The 17591-nt window shown below is 55.5% G+C and carries 14 protein-coding genes and 1 tRNA gene; 10 read left to right on the top strand and 5 right to left on the bottom strand.

Annotated elements, in window-relative coordinates; translation table 11 throughout:
- From FJE54_RS03310 to FJE54_RS03295, 4 genes are all read left to right on the top strand, one after another.
- Complete coding sequence (locus FJE54_RS03310; RefSeq protein WP_139651326.1) at positions 1–591, top strand: hypothetical protein; 591 nt, start codon at positions 1–3, stop codon at positions 589–591.
- Positions 584–1183 carry a basic helix-loop-helix domain-containing protein gene (locus FJE54_RS03305; RefSeq protein ID WP_139651325.1) on the top strand — a complete coding sequence of 200 codons (600 nt, stop codon included), beginning with the start codon at positions 584–586 and terminating at the stop codon, positions 1181–1183. Before FJE54_RS03310 ends, FJE54_RS03305 begins: the two co-directional genes overlap by 8 nt.
- Positions 1184–1472: 289 nt before the next feature.
- Positions 1473–1548: transfer RNA gene (locus tag FJE54_RS03300), tRNA-Phe, on the top strand.
- A 148-nt stretch (positions 1549–1696) separates the two neighbouring features.
- The gene (locus tag FJE54_RS03295) at positions 1697–2086 is read left to right on the top strand and encodes a CdiA C-terminal domain-containing protein (protein WP_139651324.1); all 390 of its coding nucleotides are present in this window, start codon (positions 1697–1699) and stop codon (positions 2084–2086) included.
- Between the two features lie 911 nt (positions 2087–2997).
- Here the strand turns inward: FJE54_RS03295 and FJE54_RS16230 are convergent.
- Both FJE54_RS16230 and FJE54_RS03290 read right to left on the bottom strand, forming a co-directional pair.
- Positions 2998–3351 carry an FAD-binding protein gene (locus FJE54_RS16230; protein ID WP_255467196.1) on the bottom strand — a complete coding sequence of 118 codons (354 nt, stop codon included), beginning with the start codon at positions 3349–3351 and terminating at the stop codon, positions 2998–3000.
- Between the two features lie 18 nt (positions 3352–3369).
- Positions 3370–4746: an FAD-binding protein gene (locus FJE54_RS03290; RefSeq protein WP_255467195.1), complete on the bottom strand. Its 1377-nt coding sequence runs from the start codon at positions 4744–4746 to the stop codon at positions 3370–3372.
- Between the two features lie 143 nt (positions 4747–4889).
- Here FJE54_RS03290 and FJE54_RS03285 point away from each other — a divergent pair, with 143 nt between their 5' ends.
- Entirely contained in the window at positions 4890–5783 is an 894-nt protein-coding gene (locus tag FJE54_RS03285) for a LysR family transcriptional regulator (protein ID WP_139651323.1), read from the top strand.
- A gap of 130 nt (positions 5784–5913) precedes the next feature.
- Here the strand turns inward: FJE54_RS03285 and FJE54_RS03280 are convergent, their stop codons facing one another.
- Complete coding sequence (locus FJE54_RS03280; protein ID WP_180326533.1) at positions 5914–7380, bottom strand: helix-turn-helix domain-containing protein; 1467 nt, start codon at positions 7378–7380, stop codon at positions 5914–5916.
- Positions 7381–7908: 528 nt separating this feature from the next.
- Here FJE54_RS03280 and FJE54_RS03275 point away from each other — a divergent pair.
- From FJE54_RS03275 to FJE54_RS03265, 3 genes are all read left to right on the top strand, one after another.
- Positions 7909–9303 (top strand): molybdopterin-dependent oxidoreductase, encoded by a 1395-nt coding sequence (locus FJE54_RS03275; RefSeq protein ID WP_139651321.1) that lies wholly within the window; start codon positions 7909–7911, stop codon positions 9301–9303.
- A gap of 13 nt (positions 9304–9316) precedes the next feature.
- Positions 9317–9817, top strand: a complete 501-nt coding sequence (locus FJE54_RS03270; protein ID WP_139651320.1) for a hypothetical protein — start codon at positions 9317–9319, stop codon at positions 9815–9817.
- 73 nt (positions 9818–9890) lie between these two features.
- Positions 9891–10463, top strand: coding sequence for a molybdopterin-binding protein (locus FJE54_RS03265; protein ID WP_139651319.1), 573 nt, complete (start codon positions 9891–9893; stop codon positions 10461–10463).
- A gap of 76 nt (positions 10464–10539) precedes the next feature.
- On the opposite strand, the gene FJE54_RS03260 is transcribed toward FJE54_RS03265, so the two are convergent.
- Together FJE54_RS03260 and FJE54_RS03255 are read right to left on the bottom strand one after the other, a co-directional pair.
- Positions 10540–11763, bottom strand: a complete 1224-nt coding sequence (locus tag FJE54_RS03260; RefSeq protein ID WP_139651318.1) for an ATP-binding protein — start codon at positions 11761–11763, stop codon at positions 10540–10542.
- Positions 11764–12007: 244 nt separating this feature from the next.
- Positions 12008–15040, bottom strand: a complete 3033-nt coding sequence (locus FJE54_RS03255) for an EAL domain-containing protein (RefSeq protein ID WP_180326532.1) — start codon at positions 15038–15040, stop codon at positions 12008–12010.
- 276 nt (positions 15041–15316) lie between these two features.
- Here FJE54_RS03255 and FJE54_RS03250 point away from each other — a divergent pair, with 276 nt between their 5' ends.
- Complete coding sequence (locus FJE54_RS03250; RefSeq protein ID WP_180326531.1) at positions 15317–16810, top strand: response regulator transcription factor; 1494 nt, start codon at positions 15317–15319, stop codon at positions 16808–16810.
- Positions 16811–17080: 270 nt separating this feature from the next.
- Complete coding sequence (locus tag FJE54_RS03245) at positions 17081–17557, top strand: hypothetical protein (protein ID WP_139651315.1); 477 nt, start codon at positions 17081–17083, stop codon at positions 17555–17557.
- The last annotated feature ends 34 nt before the right edge of the window (positions 17558–17591 follow it).

The following is a 17591-nucleotide window of genomic DNA, read 5'->3' as shown; positions in this document are numbered from 1 at the left end:
ATGAACCTGCAAAAAGAGATATCGTTCGGTGGCGCCAACAAGAAAACGGCCTACCCGACGAAAACGTCCATCAACCTCATGAAAGCGGAAACTACACGCGGAAACACCGCAGCGAATGTCGCTCTGTTCCTTATCTTTCTGGTGCTTTTGGGCCTGTTTGTGAAGTTCGCCGTCGTCGATCCGCTGTCCTCGGGCATGCAGAGCAGTCGCGAACTTGAAGCGGCGGAGGAAGAGCTCGCCGCGCTAACTGCGGAAAACGAGAGCTACACCGAGCTGTCCGAGCAGTATGCGCGCTACGTGGTCACCGGCCTCACCGAAGAAGAACTTAACCTGGCTGATCGCGACGAGCTCATCGATCTGTTGTCGAGCACGGTTTTAGGCGCGACGCATCTATCGTCAATCAAGGTTGTCGGTAACGCGGTTACGGTCACGTGCGTCGGTGTGGGTTTGCAGGATGTATCGGGGATCGTGCAAGAGCTTGAACAGGACAGCCGTGTCGAATACGTCACGGTATCGACCGCTCAAGAAAGGGACGGGGTTGCATCATCGGCAACTATTCAGATAGAGCTCAAGGGGGCGGGCAATGAATAAAAGCATCCTGAGCCGTTCGTTCAGCACGCGCGAAAAGGCCCTCATCCTTACACTGGTTGTCGTACTTCTGGTGGCAGCGTATTATTTCTTGGTTGTCCGCAACGTGGCCGAGACGCGTGCGGCGAATGCGACGGCTATCGAAGACGTGCAGACCCAAATCGAAGTGCAGAAGATACTTGCACAAGGTCGCGAGAAGATGCAGCACGAGCTTGACGAGCTCGGCACGCTTGCCAACCTTCCCGAGGTTGCCGTCTACGACAACCTGCGCAACGAACTCGATGAACTGAACGGCATCTTGAGGTTCACGACATCCTACGATCTGAAGTTCTCAACACCCGAGCTGGACGGCACTACGATACGTCGGCCTGTGAACATCACGTTTTCGGTGCCCACGTACGCAGAAGCGCTCGGCATTGTGGACAGATTGCAGAACGGCGCGTATCGCTGTGACGTGACCAACTTCTCGTTCGATGCGACCATGACGGCCGACGGTACCGTGACGAATGTAAATGCGGTGCTTGAAGTGACGTACTTCGAATCGCCCACGGGAGCCGAAAGCCTCAACGGTCTGGTAGAGAAGAAGACGCAGTAGCCGACTCGGCTATGCGCCGCAAGTTGTCGTCGGGTGCCAGTTATCCGGGTGCCCGTCGCCACAGTAGCTGCCAGCCGCCGACTGCCGCCCGTCGCAGTAGCCGCCGACAGCTGCCGATCTTCGACCGCCACGCTAAACCGCCGAGTGCGACTGCTGCGGCCCACAAATTGCGCATCGATCGGTGCGTGCTGCGGATATCCGATCGGATGCAGAATAAAACTTGACCGCGCTGCATCGTACAGGTAAAATAATGCCCCGCGTCTCGAACAGCAGGTTCGGGAACGTACATGGTCGGGTAGCTCAGTTGGTAGAGCAGCGGACTGAAAATCCGCGTGCCGAGGGTTCAAGTCCCCCTCCGACCACCATTTACACCATGCAGGCTCCTACGGGGGCCTGTTTTCGTTTCGGACTTCGTTACACTTGGCTTATAGGCAAAACGTGCCGTGAATGCGTTTCGAAAAGAATTGCCATCAGCAGGCATTAGCGCGTGCAAAGCAGAGTACAATGCATCCTATGCCTAAGAAAATTGGAAAGATCATCGTCCCTGGCGACGCCAACGTGTGGCCTCACGAGCATAAGACGGCTCAGGCCATCGCTCGCGCCGGGTACGACGTGGAGTTCGTCAGGAAGAGCGACGCGCTGTATGCGACTTCGGCCGACGTGCTGATCAACGGGAAGCAGTGGGAGATGAAGTCGCCGACGGCATCGAGTCTCAAGGCCGTCGAGCGCAACCTGAAGCGCGCCCGATGGCAGTCGGGATGCATCATACTCGACTCCCGTCGCATGAAGGGCGTTCCCGATGCGGCGGTGGAGCGCGAGCTTCGCAAGCACGCATCGGAGATAGACGGAGTGGTGCACGTGCTTTTCGTGAACCGTCGCGGGGCTGTCATTGACATAAAGTGATGCGCCCCGTATAGTGATAGATGCTAAGCGCCCGAACGGTACGCAGTTACCTCCCTCGGGCGTTTTGCATTGCGGCTGACAAGTTGAGTGTGGACAAACTATAGCCAAATTCACGGTTCGGAGCTTCCTTTAGCAGTACGCAGCTTCCCAAATCGTGATATAGCTTCTTGATCAGGGGAGACATGCCGAGGGTTCAAGTCCTCCCGACCACCATGTACAGCATGCAGGTTTCTTCTGGGCCTGTTTTCATGTCGAACACCCACAATTTAGGGAAACTGGAAGCCATTGCCAAGTTGCCGGTTTTTGCTCCGATTGGGTTTATAGGACGCCCCGAGGTCGGAAGTGGAACTCGAACCTGGCCCGAACCGTTGATGCGCGAACCTCGACGAGAAAGCGCCGTTCGAGGCCCGAAAGCGGTCCCTTCCCGCCAACTTGGCGGCGAACGGGGTCCAAATCCCAAAAAGTCGAGCTGTGAAGTGCTATGTACTGCATTACCTTTTCACGTCGATTTGGTATTTCGAAAAGCTCCAGTTCAGCGGCTTGCGAGTTCGACAGCTTGCAAGCCAGCAGCCCCGTGCTGCCCGAAACGTGTCGGAAAAGGCGGCTGGACGCTTCACGACTTGACTTTTTGGGCTTTTCGGCGGCCTCAATCGTTGATTCGGGTACCGCATGAAGGGCGTCCCCCTATGAAGTGATAGAGCGCAAGGCTGGTCATGCGGCCGACTGCCCGTTTCCTATCGAGTTACCTTGTCGGTTGCAAGAAGCATAACTCCCTTGTAGCCAGCATGATTCACCTTCCAGCGTTCAAGGCTTTTACTAACTGTAAGCGCACACGCGTTCGACACGCAAAAGAAGGCGGAACCGAATCGGTCCCGCCTTCATGTGGCTTCCAGCGTACGCAATGCTTGGGATTACTCGTTCTCGTTGATGTAGCGAACAGCGTGACGGCCCTGGGTCATGGTGCGGCCGACTGCGCAACCGACGAGGTACTCGGGATAGTTGCCCGAGAACATGCTGCCGCTGCAATCGCCTGCAGCATACAGGCCGGCAATAGGCTCCATCTTCTTGTCGAGAACCTGCATATCCGCGTTGATTTTCAAACCGTCAAGCGTGGTGAGAATGGAGCCGCCGAACCAACAGCCATAGAACGGAGGCGTATGGATTCCCGAAAGGCGGAAAGCCTCTTTGCCATAGTCCTCGTCGTCCTGCTTGTCGTAGAGCTCGTTATAGCGGTTGACTGTGGCAAGAAAGGAATCTTTGGGCACCTCAAGGAGATCAGCCAGCTATTCGAGGGTGTCGGCCTTGAAGAAGGCTCCCTGCTCGAGCAGCTGCTGGCCACCCGGAAACGCGCTGACGGCTTCTTCCGGGGAGGCGGATTGCAGCAACTGCGAGGCGATTTTCGCGCAACCGACAACCTGGAATCGTGCAACGTCGGCAGCGATGTTGGCATCGAAGACGGAACACCACACGCCGCCTGGTTGGTTTGCCGAAGCATTGGCGCACCAATCATACGGAGCGGACTCGTTGAAGAAACGCTTGCCGTGGCGATTGATTTTGAGGAAAGGCAAGCTGCCCAGAACATTTTCCGAGCAGACGCTGGGGAAGTCTGCATCCATGCCCTCGCCCACAAGACCGCAATCCACGCCGGGAAGAACGGCACCGCGGTCGAAGATCATCGGCGCAGATTCTGCATCCATCCGAGCGCCAGCCCAGATGCCCGCTTTGATGCCATCCCCGGTGCAGTTCGGCATCTTGTCGATAGCGGTGCAGGATTCCAAGACGGCAGGGGAAAGCGCTTCGAGCATCACCGGGTTCGCTGCATAACCGCCGGTGGCAAGGAGGACGCCCTTGGTTGCGTTCACCTGAACATACCCGTCACGGGTTTCGAAGACCGCACCGGTAACGCGACCGCCTTCTTCGCGAACGAGCTTCGCCAGCGTATAGCCGAACGCAATCTCGTTGCCCTTTGATGCAATGTAGTCTGCCAAGACTTTGTTGCGGGAGAATCCGGCCTCCGCGGAAGCATTGCCCCAAAGGGCGGGGGGAGCGGCTTCGGCAACGTCAGGGAGATACCACATGTGCTGTTGGGGCGGCATATAGTAATCAGTGCCGCCGGTCGGGTGATCGTAGCCGTCCGTATCCAAGTATATATCCATACCGGCAGCCGCCATGATGTCATGCACGTACTCGAACGTCTCGCCGCTCTCATCGATCCAAACCTTCCATACGTCCTGGGAGCATTTGCCCGAAGCGTAGCGGGTCAACTCGTTCAGCAGTTTGCCCTTGTCGGTTTCAACGCCGGCTTCTTTCTGCCACTTGCTGTCGATTGCGCCCGCGAAGTGACGGGTTGCCTGCACGGCGCCCGCCTTGTCGCACAGCTTGAAGTTCATGCCCAAATCGGCAGCGGTCGCTGCGGCCACCATGCCGGCATTGCCTGCGCCCACGATCAGCAGATCGGTGGATTCGGTTCGCGCAATCTGCTCTTCGGTGATCTCAGGAGCCTCGCCCAACCAGGAAGCAGACTCCTCCTTGGCGTTCGATTCGTTGCCTGCCTGCGCTTTCGGCGCTTGACACCCCATAAGGCCCATAGCTGCAAGAGCGCCTGCGCCGATACCCGCGATGGACACGAACTGACGCCTGTTCATTTTGGTGCTGTTCACGATATCCTCCTCAAGTGTTTTTCGGATTGGTTCCCCCCAAAACCCGTTGCCATAAGTTAACAACCCGCCAAACAAAAAGAGAAATACCGATTTGAGTATGATTTATAATGGTTTGGTATGAATGGTAGCTGAAAGAGGTGTCTATGCGTACCGAACAGCTCAGAAGCTTTATCGCTCTCTACGAAACGGCGTCCTTTACCGCAGCCGCTGCGCAGCTCTACACCTCCCAACCAGTAATCACCAGGCATCTGGCGCATCTGGAAGAGGAGCTGGGCGGGCCGCTTTTCACCCGCACGACACGAAGCGTTGCACCTACGAAGGCGGGGGATCTGTTCTACGAAAAAGCCCGCGAGGCAATCTTCCTTATCGACAAGGGGATCGCAGAGTGCAAAGCCCTGAACAACTGCAACGGCAAGCTCTCCGTTGGATATGAGTACCTGTATATGGATCAGATCACGACACCCTGGCTCGAGGAGTACGAATCGAACTGCGGCGAAAGCATCGTGGTAGATGTCGTCGAGCAACCTTCGCCGCAGCTTTTTGATGCGCTCTTGGCGGGGAGCCTCGACTGTGTTTTCGTTGGCTTGACCAAAGAAGAACTCATACTGGCTTATCTGGAAAAGCGCCGCGTTGCATCATCAATGGGAGAAAACATCTTTGTAGGGAAGACGCATCCGCTGGCAACCCGTGCATGCATCACCATCGATGACCTGCTGGACGAGGATTTCGTGTATCCGCTTACCAAGCCCACATCCCGTGAAAGCGTCGTCGCTCGAGACTTCGAGGAACGGGGAAGGACCCCTCATTCCACCGTTACCCTCCACCAGCCAAGTGCTTTGAGCGTGGCTGAACGCGGAAGCGCAGTCATCAACCTCCCCGAAGGATACGGGATCGAAAGCCCCAACCTGGTTCGGATTCCGTACAAATCCAACCATCACATCGACTATTTCTTCGTTTGGAATCGCGGTAACGACAACGAGGCCTTCGAGCAGTTCCGCGCATTTATCGAGCAGAAGATCGCTGAATTCAAAGGCTGAGAAAAGGCGCTTCGAACCAAGCCCTTGCTTTCGAAGAATGGGCAGAACGGTCGGGTAGACGAGGGTTCTCGCTTTCTGGGAGCTCGTTGGTATGTGCCGTGCTAGCGGCAGGCTATGGCCGATTGCGTTTTCATGCGGAATCGATTTCTTCTACCACCACTTCTTTCATCATCGTACGAAGCTCTTTAAGCGAGTGTATATCGAGCTTCGTATACAGGTGCTTGATGTGGGACCGCACGGTGTCGACCGACACGCTAAGATTGTCTGCGATTTCCGGGGCGCGCATTCCCTGGGTGAGATAAAGCAGAACTTCGCTTTCGCGTGCCGTCAACCCGTATTCTTCGGCGACTTTGTCGGTTTTCAGCTGGATCATGAGATCGTTGTACTGCTTCGGCGAGAGGTTCTTTCGCAGGCCCCAAATCTTGCGGATCTGCTCGTCAGAGCCGACCCAAAACGTCGCAACGGTCAACAAGAAAACAATGATGACGGGGAGAAGGGTCGGATAGAATCCTTCAAGAAGGTTTCGTTCGTAGGCGTAGCGGGCCCAGAGGATTCCAATGCTGAAACCGATGTTCTTGTACAGAAGCCCTTTCGCAATGATCGCGCGGGGATCCACGTAGGTTTTACGCATCAGGACAAAACAACCGATGAAGAAGATCGCGTTGTACAGCAAGTTGCCGGCTTCCGTGAGCGCTAAAGCGGCGTCGCTGTTCGAGACGAGGGGGATGAGCAGATACCCGATAACGCTGAGCGGGAAAACTGTCGAGCGAATTTTTGACCATATCTCATGGTTGCTCTTTTTTCTCAGGAACAGAAAGGCAATGCAGGCAATCGTTACGATACATGCGAAAAAAACTGCCACGTTGATGCTGTGGGGACCCCTCGCGATGGCACCTCCGATTACGTGGAGGATTCCGAACGCCAAACCGTAAATGCAAAGATGTGCGACCAGCGGAAGAGGCGTTCGCACGCTGCTTTCCCTATTCGATTCGCCAAGCTTGAAGCTTTGGGCGGAGAAGGTACGCGATAGGGCAAATGCTGCAACGAGTGCGAGCAAATACACGAATGCGATCAGCGGCAGGGGAGCGGAAAGCAGGAAATAGGGAAAGAGGAAATTGTTGCATACGCCGAAGCAGGCAATTGCTCCTATGACAACAAACACGATTTCGCGGTTTTCGAAGTGCCTCATCTGCAGGGCTATGAGAATGATGGACAAAATGGCGAAGAGGGAAATCACGACGTACACGAAGCATGCGGGGAAGAATTGACGTGAACCGATCAGAAGATAGTACAGAACATGCAATGCGATTTCGATGGCGAACAAGCATGCTGGAAGTCGTTGGACGCTAAAAACCTCCTTGCGGTATCGCAACAACGCGCAGATAGCTATGCAGCCTATGACCACGCCGACTTGTTTCGAAAAGCATGAAACGGTTGAGTAGCGAAGAAAAATGGAGTCGAAGGGCAGCGGCATTTGCATGAAGAACCGACCCGCTTCGTGAAACGAGTCCCACCAAATCCAGAACATGCCGGCAACAAGTGCCATCGTTATCGATTTGCGAGATTGCCACAGCTTGAAATCGCATAGTGTTTGCATGCCTGCAAAAACCCCTTCCGAACGGTCGATACCCCGCATACCCTGAAAATACTCTACCTCACCGAGGGTAAAACACGCTCCCCAATTTTTGGGGAATTCGGTGTTTGACAAGAGGTTATACCAATTTTTTCTCACACATTTCTTTCGGGCTGCCTTCGCGGCACGTCAGGTAAATACCCAACTATTGGGGCATACAGAACACGGCCCGTTTCGTACCCTTGGATTCGAAAAGCTCGTTGCTTTTCCCTGAGAGGCGAAGGAAAGCAACGGGGAAGTTCGATGAGAAAGAAATGAGGTGCAAAGATCGTGTTTGACGATACAGGGAAGAAAAAAGCTTCGGTTTCGCGTAAGCCGCGGCGCTTCGGATCATCGAAGAAAGGGATCATCCTGCTTTTGGCATGCGCTCTCTGTTGTTGCTCGTTCGTTTTGCTCGCAAGCTGTCAGCCCGCTTCCAACGGAGGCGGCAATGCCAGTGAAGCCAAAACGGATAGTTCGGAAGGCAGCAATCTTGAAGAGCCGGGCAACTTCATGAACCTGGATTCAGGCGCTTGGGGCGACACGCAGTACGCTCAGGCGATGAATGCCGGCAATCGAGGCTGCAACGCGTGCCATGCGGATTTGTTTACCGTACTGCCCTCGGGCATGAACAGCAAGGGCCTCCATGAGGTCGATAAGGCTCCAGCGTACGGGAAGGTGTACACGTGGAACGATTGCACTACCTGCCATGTGCATGCGCCGGGAACCGGGTCTGCGCTCGGGGGGTGCGGTCCCTACATGGCACCGAGCATTCACGGGTACCATTTTTCGAACCAGGAGTTCGAAGATAAAGGCGGGAACTGCTTTAGCTGCCATGAGGTGGATGTGGTTACCGGAGAACTGGGCATGTGGGACGAATTGAAGTACACGAAAATGATCGGCATCGGAAACACCGCTCCGGTCGAGAAATTCGAAACATGGATCGGCGGTCGCGGGTATTCTACGGGCACGGTTACGGGAGGCGTCGTTGAACGGGATGTCGTGCTCGAAAACGTAGAGCTCAGTCAGGATCCCTCGAGCCCGGACGATCTGTATAGCGCAACCAACCTTGACTATCCTGACCCCGACATCGTAAACGAAGAAAACTGGTCGTTCACGCTTAAGGGCGTCGTGAACGAAAAGACCTACACGCTCAAGGATCTGCAGGCGATGCCGCAAACCGAGATTACCTACACGAGAGCATGCGCAACGAACGGAGCAGACGGCGGTTGGTACATCGCCAACATTCCTGCGAAAGGCGTTCTCGTAAGCGATCTTATTGAAGATTGCGGTGGCTTGCTCGATAGCAGCATATCGTACGGATGGCTCGGCTACGACGGATGGCTTGGCGGAAGCACTCCGATTATGGGCGAGTTCCCTTTGAGCTATCTCGATCCGAACGCTATGGTTGCATTCGAGTACTGGGGCGAGCCTATCGACTATATGGATGGTGGGCCTGTTCAGTTCATTCAACCTGGCGGCCCGGCAACAACCATGGCCAAGTGGCTCAAAGAACTTGTTTTCACCAACGGTCCCAACCTCAATCCCGATCGATCCTATGTTCTCAACGGCGCATTCCCGAGCATTTGGGCGGGATGGTTCAATCCTGCTGTTGACAATACAGAGATCAAGGTAGGCGAGACCATCACGCTTGAGGGCTACGCATGGGCGCTTCCCGAGCAGGGTAAGAATAAAACGACATCGGTTCAAATCAGTGCCGACTACGGTGATACGTGGACGACGATAGACGTACCTGAAACTTTCGACGCTGATCAGTGGGTTCTCTGGTCTGCCGATTGGACGCCCGAGGTGGCTGGGACGTACTGCCTCACCGTTCGCTGCGGCAGCGATCTTACCGATGAGAAGCCGATTACCGACGGCCATGTGATTATCACGGTTACGGAATAGGGGTGAGATGACAATGGGAAAGCAAACTGCGAAAAAAGCAGGAGCCGTGGTCGGAGTAGTGGCTCTTGCAAGCGCTGGGATTGCAGGCGCGATGCCCGCATTGGCAAGCGAGAACCCCGCTGCGATACCTGCCGTGCAGACGACGGAAGCGGCCGTTTCAGGTGATGCAGCTGCAAAGGGTGTTGCCAACGTACAGGGAACATTCGGGTTTGATCAGGCAACGGTGAGTTCGAATGCGGGCATCACGCAGGTGTTTGCTAAGGCTTCGGCAATGCTGTGCAACGGTCTTCCGAATTACGGCATGATGACCATGGCTCAATCGATCATGGTGTCCGGCGATGTGGATACCGCATTCGCTGCGACGGTGTCAGAAATGGCAGAGAAAACCGAAGCAAAAAGTCTGCTTATGGCATGCGCCTGTGCATCGAACATTCCTGGAGGTGGCGCGATCGTCAACGCAGAGGTTTCGGGCGTGACGCTTGAATCGCTTGCGGCCATGGCGGGCGCGCAATAACGGTCAGGTAGGCAAATCGGGTGCTGCGCGGGTACTCCCTCGCTCGCGTGGCACCTCAGAAGGACGGTTCGCGATGAAGTGCAATACGGTTACCTTTACCGCATCGGATGGCCATAGGGCCTCTTTTCCGCTCGAGTTCCTCATCGAGCGCGGTGCGGTGATCGCCGACAAAGTCAACGGCGAAGACATCGCGGCGCTCATGGGGTGCGCTAATCAGCTTTGGATCCCGGGTTTTCCCGCCAAGTACTTCGTACGCGACATCGCGTACATCGAGTTCACGGTAGAAGAAGAGCCTCCCGCATTGCCGGATTTCGTCGACGACGGACACGACTACACAAACCGTCCGAACGTTTCGTGCAGGGCTCCGTTTGTCGGACGGGTGGGGGAAGCTCTGCTCTTCGAAGGCTGGGCGGACGATTTCGACAAACGGATCGTCGCGGTGGAGTTCTCGCTCGACGGGGGAGCCACGTGGACGCGCCAGGCGACGCCGAACACCGATGCCGTTCGGTGGGTATGGTGGAGTTTCGAGTGGAAGCCCGAAGCCGCTGGCAGGTACACCATGCGGGTTCGCGCGGTGAACGTGGACGGGAAGGCATCCCCACATCCGGCAGAGCATCAGTTCACTATTGCAGAGTCGGGCAGCTGAGCAACTTTGCCAGTCGGAGGTAGCGCGGCGAGTAAATTGCTTCCAAGTGGCAGCATGCCCGTCTGTTCGCAATCAACTACGTTAGCAGCTCGCTTTCGCCCAGCAAAAACTTGTAAAGGTTTATATGCTTGACAGAGCCGTGAGAGTAGTCTGCTGTATCCTTTGTTATCAAGATGCGGGGATACCCGTCTCTAATGTATGAGAACGGCGCAATCTCCCGTTCAAGCACCGCCTCATCCAAAACGGATTCGCTCACTTGAATGTAAAAACGCTCTCCCTTTTTTGTCGCAACAAAGTCAATTTCCGTGTCGATTCGTGAGAATACCCCGACTGAAACGGCATAGCCTTTTCGAAGCAGTTCCAAGTACACCATGTTTTCGGTCATATGTCCGCGATTAGTCCCGCTTTGCCCTAAAACACGATTCCGTAGACCAGGGTCGACAACGTAGTATTTGCCGTTTGTGCTGAGGTGCTCTTTCCCGCGGATGTCATAGCGATTGCACTGGTAAAGCAAATACGCCTTGACCATGAGGCCGAGATAGTTATCCACAGTATCGCTTTTTATTGAGTGGTTCTGAGCTTTGAACGTCTTTGCAATCGAGTACGCCGACGTTTCGTTTCCTATGTTGTCAAGCGCAAAGCGCGCAACGCGAGAAAAGGCCATCTCGTCTTTTATATTGCCGCGAAGGATGATGTCGCGCATGAAAATCGAATCGAAAAGCCCATCAATCAGCGATTCTTTGAGAAAAGGATCTTCGGCTAAAACTACTGCCGGAAAACCACCCTCTTGCACGTATCGATCATATGTCTGCTCATAGTCAACACCAGAGCCGATCTCGAAGTTTTTGAATTGCAGATATTCGGAGAACGAGAGCGGGTAAACGTCGATTTTGATATAGCGACCGGACAAGTAGGTCAGATGCTCTCCAACGAACATGCGAGAATTAGATCCCGTTACATATATGTCGAGGTTAAACTCCGCTCGGATACCGTTGATCGTTTTAGCCCACTCGTCAAGCTCTTGCACCTCGTCTACGAAGACAAATTGGATCTGACGCTTCGCGCACTGTCCTTTTACGTAGCGGTAGAACTCTTGCGGATTCCGCAACTCGCTGAATTCTAGACGCTCAAAATCGATTTCAATGAACTTGTCTTGGTCGTAGCCCTGCGCAACAAGTACATTTTTGAGAAGCTTGAGAAGATAAGATTTTCCGCAGCGCCTTACCCCTGTTAGAACTTTGACCACTCCGCCGCCTTTGGCTGCGAGCAGTTTTTCAAGGTATGTTTGTCTTAGAAGCATGGCCTCCCTTTCGCTATGTGCAGAGTTTAGCAAATTATTCCGTCATTAACGGAAAAAAATGGAAATATAACAAGAGTTTCCATCATTAACGGGAAAACTTGTCAATTCGGGTATACTTTGCTGAGCGGAAAGCCGGGTAAAATGCTGTTGCTTTGACGCGCCAGGCGACGCCGAGCACCGATGCCGTGCGGGCGAAAGCCCGAATAACCATCCACCGTCAATCGTCCAGCGTCAATCGTCCTTGCTATCCCCCGTACAGGCACGCCCGGTTCTTCCCTTGCTCTTTGGCAAGGTACAAAGCGGCATCGGCACATTTGAACAGGCTGTAAAACGTCGTACCGTCGTCGGGGAAGCACGCGACGCCCGCGCTTGTTTGCAGGGTGACATCGCTTTCTTCCGAAGAGCATGTCCGATCGATCCGCTCGATGATGCCCGTTCCGAACGCGAGGGCATCCCCTACCGCGGCCTCGCATGGCTGCAGCACGACGAATTCGTCGCCGCCAATGCGTCCGACCAAGCCTTCGTCGGAGACCGAGCTTTTCAGAACCTCGGCAACAAACACGAGCATCTGATCTCCCGTAAGATGGCCTGCGGTATCGTTGACGGTTTTGAAGTTGTCGATGTCGATTACCGCGAACGCAAAGCACGCGTCGGGTTGTGCGTTGTCGAGCACCTCCTGGATCTTTCGCTCGATGGTGATCTTGTTGTATACGTCGCACAGCGGATCCGATTGCGATTCGTGTACGAGCTCGTCGCGCTTGCGCTTTTCCGAATCGACGTTTCGCAGTCGACCGAAAATAGTCGAGGGCTCGCCTTCGGATGTTTCGGCGCAGTTGAGCGACAGGGCGCACCAAACGTACTCGCCGTCGTCGCGCGGGGAAAGGCGGATCTCGAGCGGTGCAGGCACGATTCCGCGTTTTGCCTCTTCAATGGCCTCTGCAACAGCCGTTCTGTCCGAGGCGGGGGAAAGCGCCAATTGCTCGGGAAGAGAGTGTTTCGGCGGCGCGTCGAACTCTTCCTCGTAGTTGTCGGTGAACTCGATGGTATCCGTTTTGAGGTACAGGTTGAATAGGATGTCGCCCCAGCGCTCAGATGCCGTTTGGAAACGGTTTGCCAAAAGCAGGCTTTCGCTTTGCGCGTCGGGGCCTTCGACCTCGACGACGACCGATACGAAATCGCTCGATCCATCCTCGTTCGCCTCGCACAATTTGGTTTTGGTGCTGAGCCACAGCATGCTTCCGTTTCCTGCACGCACGCGGTAGCAGAGGTCGAACGCATGCCCGGGCCTTGCTTTTTCCTGCACCGTCGCGACGGCGGGCGCAATGTCGTCGGGGTGGACCAAGCTCACATAACGGTTGTCGAAGCGCTCGCGCACCTCTTCGCGCGTATATCCGATGATCGTGAGAAACTCGGGGGAGAGGTACTTGATCGTGAACTGGTTGTCGTATGCGATGCACTTGATCGCGATGGGGGCGTTTTCGAGAATGTGACCGGCAATTTTGAGGTTCTTTTCCGTTTCGAGGTTCGCGCGTTTGATGCGGTCGGTGTCCATGATGACGACGACGAGATACGGCGTTCCGGTCTTCGGCCTCACGACACTGCCCGTGCCGGTGATCCACAGCGATTGCCCGTCGGCCCTCACGACCCTGAACTCGATGAGAACGGTATCGCCCTGCCCCAGTTGGCGGCGTATTTCCTCGTTGACATACTCGGTATCGTCGGGGTGCACGATGGCGAGCGCGCGGTTGCCGAGCTTTTCCTCTATTTCGGGCGCGGTGTAGCCGAGCATACGGCGATACCCCTCGTTGCACGTAATGAACGAGAAGTTCTCGTCCATGGCCACCTGGAATACGCCGGCGTATGCGCGGTCGATGAGCTCGCTGGGTGGCAGCGGCTGCACGGGCTGCGCTTTGGCGTACACGATCGACGGTTGCGAAGCGGCGGCAGCTTCCCGCACATCGAGGGGTGCCAGGTATTTCTGCTCGAAGACGGGCGCGGAAAGCGGCTGGTCGTAGAGGTAGCCCTGGATAAGGTCGGCTCCCAAGGTGCGCACGAGATCGAGTACCTCGCGCGTTTCGACGCCCTCGACGCATACCTTCAAGTTCATGCTGTGGCAAAGGCTGATGATGCTTGCGACGATGCGCTGATCGTTCACGTCGTAGGTGATGCGCTCAAGGAAGCTCCGATCGATCTTGAGCTCGTCGGCGGCGATGACCCGGAACAGATTGAGCGAAGCGTACCCGGTTCCGAAATCGTCGAACGCTACGCCGAACCCCTGGCTGCGCAGGAAGGCGAACGTGTCATCGAGTCCTTCCGCATCGGTTATCATGCCGCTTTCCGTGAGCTCGAGCATGATGTGGTGGGGATCGACGCGGTGCTTCTTCGCGGCTTTCACGATGTGGAACCTGAACAGTGGGTCTTCGAGCGTGTATTTGGATATGTTGATGTTCATGATGAATGCGGGATCGATGTCGATCCACTGGCGCGCCTGTTCGAAGGCGACATCCATGAGCCATGTCGTTGCCGCGGTGATGAGACCGCTTTCTTCGAGATAGGGGATGAACTCGAACGGCGTTACCCCCTCGGGGAACAGTTCGTCGCCCCAGCGCATGAGCACTTCGCAGCCGTGGATTTCGCCCGTGTCCGCGTCGGCTACCGGCTGGAAGCGGGCCGAAAAGCCTCTGAAGGAAGCGGAAATGCAGCGTTGGAGCGTTTCCATGAGCAAGAGCGCTTTGCGCGAATCGGCGCAAAGCGATGGCGTGCAGACGGTGCAGGATCCGCCTGTTCGCTTGGCATCCGAAAGGGCGATGCGCAGATTGCGGTACAGCTCATCGGCGCTGTCTCCGTTGTCGGGGTATAAGCAGATTCCGCCGGAGATTTTGAACGAAACGGCAGTACCGTCGATGGCGAATCCTGAAGAGGTGAACTCAAGAAGACTGTTGAACAGGGAAAGCAGTGCTTCGGTATCGCTTGTATCGGGAAGGATTATGCCGAAGCAATCGCCGTCGAACCTATACGTTCGTTGGGGGGGGGTGCGAATATCAATGAAATAATTGAGCGTATCGAGCACCTCGTCTCCGAAGGCGTACGAATACAGGTTGTTGACGCGATCGAAGTCGTCGATGCCGATCGCAAGCACGCCGAAGCGTTTTTCCGAAGCCATGAGCTCGCCGAAGCGCTCGCGCATCGCGCGATTGTCGTTTATCTGGTTGGCCCCCCGCGCTACCGAAGAGGTTCTTGCCGTCGTGCCGTGCGGTGCAGAAGTCGTCACTTCCATGAAATCCCTTTCGACCGTTGCGGTGCCAAGTTGTGCAGCAACGTGAGGCGGGCAATGCATGCCCCGCAAACCATACTATAAGTATAGAGATAATAAATAGGTATCCGCAAGCTATTTTGGCAGATAGAAGCGGTACAGCGGAAGAAATGAGAAAAAACTAGCTACGATTGATGCTTCTTGCCGATGCTTTCCAGGGTGGATTTCGACCGAAGATTCCCCCGCTTCTTTTCGTCGATCGAGCGGTATTGGTTGTTCGTGCCACGGTATAATCTTCCCATGGAGAAACTTCTCGACAGATTCACGGGCAACATATCTCCCATCGCATTGCTCGTGTCATCGTTTTACTGGTCGTGGTTCGACGTCGTTCCTTTCAGCCCCGCTCTGTTTTCGGCTGCGGGAGCTCCCGCCGACGCTTTGCCGCTTGCCCTTTCCCTGGCGGTGAGCGTGATCGTGCTCGGCGTGCTTGCGCTGCATGCCCCGTTACGCTCCCGAATCGTTACCGCCAAAGCGTTTGCACTGAATTCGCTTGTCTGCGGTGCAGGCGGATCGCTCCTTCTGTATCTCGGCGCTCAAGCGGCTTCGGTGCCGTTGCTTGTTGCGGGCAGTGTCTTGGTCGGCATCTACCAGGGAGCAGGAATTGTCACCGTCGGGGGGCTCATCACGTGCGAGGGGACCACGAACGCTCTTGTGCACATTGCAACGGCATTGCCGTTCAACCTGCTTGCGATCCTTTTCGTCATGTTCCTCCAACCGCTTCCCTCGGTGGTCTTCGCGCTTTCGCTTCCCCTCGCCTCTGCCGCCTGCTATGCGGTTTTCACCGCGCGGAAGCGCAACAGGGCGCTTGTCGAAGCGCTCGCGAATGAGACTATGCAGCGGAAACGAGCTGTACGGGCCCTAAACGGCACGGGGCTCGCGCGGTACAATCCGCGTTTCCTTGCTATCTTGCTCGTCGTGTGCTGCTCGTTCGGGTTCGTAAACTACCGAACGGTTTTCGAGGGCGGCTTAGGCGGGTCCGATCTCGACTACCTTTCCCTTGGCATACGGGCGCTTGTGAGCTTTGCTGTACTGGTAGGATACATTCGCTACTCGCAACGTCCGTATTCCATCCTGCGATACGCGCTTTTGTTCATGACGCTCGGACTTTTGGCAAGCCCCTCGCTAGCGATGCTCGGCGAAGTGGAAACCGTCGTACCAGAGTGCTTGTTTCTTGCAGGCTATACCTGCTTTGACCTTGTGATTTGGGCGATCATTATTATTCTAAGTAAAAAGGCAAATCTGTCGCTTCTCAAAACCATCTGCATTGTGGATACGCTCGACCAGTTGGGGATATTCATTGGAACCGCATTCGGCATCACCTGCGAAGGAAGCAGCACGGCGCTTGTGGCATGCATTGTGCTCGGTGGGCTGCTGCTCATGCTCATGCTGGGCTTCACCGAGAAGCGAGATCCCGTCAACGATGACCTGAATGCTCTTGAAGTCGGGTTCGCACCCTCCGCAGAAGAGGGCAAAAGCAGCACGGCGCCCGAGCCTTCGCCACGGGGATCGGCGATTTCACCGAATGAGGCGATCGAGGAATTGGCAGGCCGACACTTCCTTACGAAGCGGGAGGCGGAGGTGCTTTCGTACCTCATCGAAGGACGCAGCGGGCCCTATATTTCGGAAAGGCTGTGCGTATCCGAAAATACGGTGAAAAGCCACGTGCGCCATATCTACACCAAGCTCGACGTGCACAATCGCCAAGAGCTCATCGATCTCGTGCTCGACCGGTGACGCGGGCGGCTTGGCCCGTTTTGCCCCGCCTTGCAAAAGCGCTAACGGACGTTCTCGTGCGTTTTTGATCCATCGATTTCGCGCGCGTACGGCAACGTGGTCGCTCCGGTACGTTTTACCTTGTCGTCTCTCATCACAATCGGGTGATTTATTGGAAACCGCCCGCAACTGATGAAGAAACCCTTCTTGCGATTGCATTCAATACGGGCATGCCGCAACCCAAATGTTCGGGATGCGCTGCAAGGGATGGAATCAAGGAAAGGGAAGATTATGAAACAAGATGCAAGAGGCAATGCACGCACGCGCTTGGCCATGATTGTGGCGCTCGCGATCGTTGCGGTCCTATCGTTCGGCATGCTCGCAGCGTGCAGCTCGGGCTCTGGTTCAGGCGGTTCGAGTTCGTCGGGTAGTGCTGCCGCGACCGACGAGACGACTATGACCACGAAGACGCTCGTGAAAACTGCCGCAAACGAGCTTGCCCTCGTCGAGTGGGATGTGTCGGCCGACGACAGTCCGCTTACGATATCGAGCGACGATGCGACATACGCCGACTATATCGCCGACCTGGGCAAGATCACGGGCTTCAATATCGAAAGCCTTACTATGACCGTCGATATTGCGACGACGCAAGGTGCAGAAATCGGTGCAACCCATGAGTTTACGATGCAGAATACCTACACCATCAAAAGCTTGAACGCGGTGGTCGATTCAAAGGACATCGCATACGCCGACGGCGACTTCAAATAGGCTCCATTACTGCTGATATGACAATCGCTCCGTT

Source organism: Raoultibacter phocaeensis (assembly GCF_901411515.1).
GTDB classification, from domain to species: domain Bacteria; phylum Actinomycetota; class Coriobacteriia; order Coriobacteriales; family Eggerthellaceae; genus Raoultibacter; species Raoultibacter phocaeensis.
Note: the sequence above shows the minus strand (reverse complement) of the source record. Positions and strands in the feature narration are given on the sequence as shown.